Raw genomic sequence first — 3,797 nt, forward strand, 5'->3', positions numbered from 1 at the left:
ACGATATGCCTTTTGCCAGACGTAAACCGAGGACTCGGCAACCCGGAGAATTCTCGCCACCTCAGGCTTGGTGCGCCCCTGCTCCAGGAGCTGGATGGCATAAATCCGCTCTTCGTGGCTCGACCTGCGCCCCTTGCGTGCCATAATGCTATTCTAGCATAGATCTAGGCTCTAAAAACTTAATTTCTGCTTAGTAAGACCAGCCGCTAGGACCGTTCCGACGACGACAGCACCCCACGCGCTAATCCGGCCGATCATTCGCCACCCCTTTTTTCGTCATTTACCCCGACGCCGGCATGCTACTAGGCAGATGTGGTGCTAGCTAGTCACTGCCTGCTGATCTATAGCGCTGTTGCCGCGGGTATCTGCGCGGATCGCACGTTGTGGAAGTTCGCGACGATTTCGCGCCGGGCTTATCCGGTTTAGTCGTCAATCAACTCACACAATGTGCCGCGACGGCTATCCGCGCGGCGTGTCCGACGTCGCGTCATGGACGGTAGTGCGAGCTACTGTCGGTGGCAGCCCGTGCCTGGCCCCGGTTTCTACAGGCATTTGCGCGCAACACAAACGCCCGAGAGCGTGGCGAAACGCTGCCGCGCCGCAAGCTCATGATGGTGGACCTGTGTGCGTGTCGTTCGGCCGTTCGCCGAAATGGTGCTACGCGATGCTGAGGTGGGCCGTTTGACCGCGGCCGGGCGGCGGGCGGACGATGGCTTGGTGGGCCTTGGGCTGTTCGCGCGTGAGTGGGAGCGCACCTGCTCTGAATGCGGCTACACGTGGCGGGTGCCGCGGTCGGTTGCGCGCCGCGGGATCCGCGGCATGTCCGCGATGACCGTGGGGGGTGCGACTGCGGGCCCCATGCACGACGCCCGTAACGTCGGGGCCCTGAGTGCGGGCATCAAGGCGCGAGCCGAACTGATGGAGGGCTTCCGGGTCTGCGCGAAGTGCGGCGCCGACGATTTCACCCAGCGCCCGTGCCGCCGCGGCGAGACGGCCACTGCGGACCTGCCGCCTCTAGAGCCGTAGACGTCCCGTTGCGTGTCTGGTCAGCAGGTCATAGCCGCTAATCGCCGGATACTCACGGATAACCCAGGATGGCGATTGACCCGCCGAGCGGGTGATACACGGATGATCATCTCCGCACACCCGATTGAGAAATTTTACGATGATCGTGGTTACGCCCTGCCAGCCGGGCAGTGCCTAACGCAGCAGTGAGCAACGTCTTACCCGGCTGGAACCTGGCATCGGGGTAGCTGTCGTGTCCAGATGACGGGACAGCCCTCGGGTGTCGACCGGCTCAGGCCATGGGGCCGCTGCCAAGCCAGCCGCGCCGTTTGAAGAGAATGAGCAGGAGCACGATCGCGACCACCTCGGAGCCGAGGCCGAGGAAGAGGAAATAGCCGAAGCCGACCTGAAGGTGAGCGATCGGCCAGGCGAAGTTCTGCCCGAAGAAGCCGGTCAGGAAGCCGAGGGGCAGGAAGATAGTGGCGATGATGGCCAGTTGCTTCATGACTACGTTCAGCCGGTTGGACACCATGGACAGGTGGGTGTCCATGGCGCCGCCGATCAGGTCCCGGTAGGCGTCCACCATGTCGCTGATGCGGATGAGGTGGTCGTAGAGGTTGCGGAAGTAGGCGCTGCCCTGGTCGGTCATGCCGGGGATTTCCACCATGCCGGCGTTGAGGCTGGCGATCATGTCGCGTTGCGGGGTGATGACCTTGCGGATGGACATGATCTGCCGCTTCATGCCGAACAGCGTTCCTAGCTGCTCCTCGGTCGGGTTCTTCAGGATGGCGCCCTCGAGATCGTCGATCGAATCGTCGAAGTCGGACAGCACCGGGAAGAATGAGTCGATCAGGGTGTCCATGATCAGGTAGAAGATGACGGCCTGAGGCGCGGATGACTGCTGGGCGTGGTGGCTGCCAAGGCGGTCGCACACTGTGGCCAGTGCCGGGCAGTCTCCCTGGTGGAGGCTGATGATGAACTTATCGGTGACGAAGCAGTGCACCTCCGCCACGTTCTTGCGGTCGGCGGCCATGCCGAAGGTGATGATGTGCACGAAGTCGTCGTAGTCATCGATGCGGGGCCGCTGGCCGAACCACTTCACTGCCTCTACGGCCACAGGGTGGAAGTGGAAGGTATTGATCAGCAGCCCGGTGACATCGTCATCGGGTCCCGGGTCGTGGATGTCGAGATTGAGCCAGAAGAATGCGCCTCCGGCCGCCGCCCGCTCGACCTCGCGCGGCGTTGCGTCGGCAGTCATGCCGTCTTGCGTGAGAGTGCCCTTCATGCGAGGGATGTTCTCACGGTTAGGAGACCGATGGGCTCTGGTCTGGTCTGGTCATGGCGGTGGCCTCGGCCTAGCCGACGGCCCGGACGGGTCGCACCCGATTTACCGGATCAGCCGGGCCGTTCACAGAAGGCCAGGCTAATCCGCGCGCCGGCGTTATCGCGGCTGCTCCGGCGATCAACGTGACGACAATGCACGCCGCGTGCCGGCCCGAGCCGGGCGGCGCAGCGGTGCCGTGATCGGCTACCGTCTGCGAATGTCCCGGCCTGAGCCTGCGAGGAGTCCCCGTGCCCGTACCGCTACCGGATGAGTTGCTTGACCTGCTCGGCCGCCCGAGCCTGTGCTTCGTGGCGACGATCATGCCCGACGGCTCGCCGCAGCTCACCCAGACCTGGGTCAGTACCGACGGCAAGCACATCCTGATCAACACCCCGGACCACTCGCAGAAGGCGCGGAACCTCGCCCGTGACCCGCACGTAGCGGTGAACGTCGTCGATCCAGGCAACACCAGGCGCTACTTCGCGGTGCGCGGCCGCGTCATCGCGATCACGACCGAGGGCGGCGCGCGGAACATCGACGAAATCTCCTGCAAGTACCTCGGCCGGCCATACCCGAACTTCGGCGGACGGCCCGAGAAGCGGATGATCATGACCATCGAGGCCGACTCCGTCCGCGGCATGGGCGTACGTTAGCGGCCCTGCCAGGGCCGGCGCGGGGTAGGGCTGGCATTACCCCCGTCCGGAAGACTGGATGATGGCGGGCGCCGATGCCGATGGCCTAGCGTCACTTGCATGTACTTCGTTCGGGACCTGGTGTCGCCGCGCACCTGGCTGGCGTTCATCCACCACTTCATCGGCGTGTGCGTCGGCGCCCTTGTCGTCTGGATTGTCGTGCCCGGGCTGGTGGCCGGCGCGCTAGGCCTGCCGGTGGCGATGATCGGCCTGCCGATACTGGGCACCACGCTGCGGTTTACCGACTGGTTCGCCCGCGCCGAGCGGGCGAGGTTCGCGGTTACGCTCGGCGAGCGGATCCCCGCCTGGCCGGCGGGCACGCGCAGCGGGTACCGGCTGCGGCTGCTGCCGCGCCTGGCCAAGCTCAGCGAGCGTGCCACCTGGCGCGAGGTGAGCTACGCGCTGCTGCGGGGGCCGCTCAGCGCGGCGGCCGCGTTCGTCACGCTAGGCGTATGGGTTTTCGGGCTGATCATGGTTACGCTGCCGCTGTTCGACTGGTCGCTGCCTGGCGGCGGCTTCCACGTGGACGGCAGGACGCTGTACGAAGCGAAGGCCGTGTTCGTGGCGGTGGCCGGCCTGCTCGTGCTCCTGGCCGCCCCGCAGGTGACCAGGGGCCTGGCGGTCGCGGACGCCGCGCTGGCCCGGCGGCTGCTCGGGCCGCCAGGCGGCACGGTCCTGGCCGCCCGGGTCGCCGAGCTTGAGCTCAGCCGGGAGCGGGTGGTGGACGCGGCCGAAGCCGAACGAAGGCGGATCGAGCGCGACCTGCACGATGGCGC

4 protein-coding genes are annotated in these 3,797 nt (G+C 65.8%); 2 read left to right on the forward strand and 2 right to left on the reverse strand.

Annotated features, from left to right (window positions below; genetic code table 11):
* Nucleotides 1–144, reverse strand: a 144-nt coding sequence (locus Q1N79_RS30695; RefSeq protein WP_367185084.1) for a helix-turn-helix domain-containing protein, incomplete at its 3' end; no start/stop codon positions are given.
* Nucleotides 145–1,297: 1,153 nt separating this feature from the next.
* The gene (corA, locus tag Q1N79_RS17195; protein ID WP_300610094.1) at nt 1,298–2,290 is read right to left on the reverse strand and encodes a magnesium/cobalt transporter CorA; all 993 of its coding nucleotides are present in this window, start codon (nt 2,288–2,290) and stop codon (nt 1,298–1,300) included.
* Between the two features lie 287 nt (nt 2,291–2,577).
* On the opposite strand from corA, the gene Q1N79_RS17200 reads away from it, so the two are divergent.
* Nucleotides 2,578–2,982 (forward strand): TIGR03618 family F420-dependent PPOX class oxidoreductase, encoded by a 405-nt coding sequence (locus tag Q1N79_RS17200; RefSeq protein WP_300610095.1) that lies wholly within the window; start codon nt 2,578–2,580, stop codon nt 2,980–2,982.
* A 99-nt stretch (nt 2,983–3,081) separates the two neighbouring features.
* Nucleotides 3,082–3,797 (forward strand): sensor histidine kinase (locus tag Q1N79_RS17205; RefSeq protein WP_300610096.1); only part of this gene is annotated, 716 nt, incomplete at its 3' end.

The sequence above is a fragment of the Trebonia sp. genome, assembly GCF_030042015.1.
In the GTDB taxonomy this organism is placed as follows: Bacteria; Actinomycetota; Actinomycetes; order Streptosporangiales; family Streptosporangiaceae; genus Trebonia.

Excerpts from the sequence above, each read along its gene's own strand:
- corA (WP_300610094.1), bottom strand. The coding sequence starts at position 2,290 with ATGAAGGGCACTCTCACGCAAGACGGCATGACTGCCGACGCAACGCCG.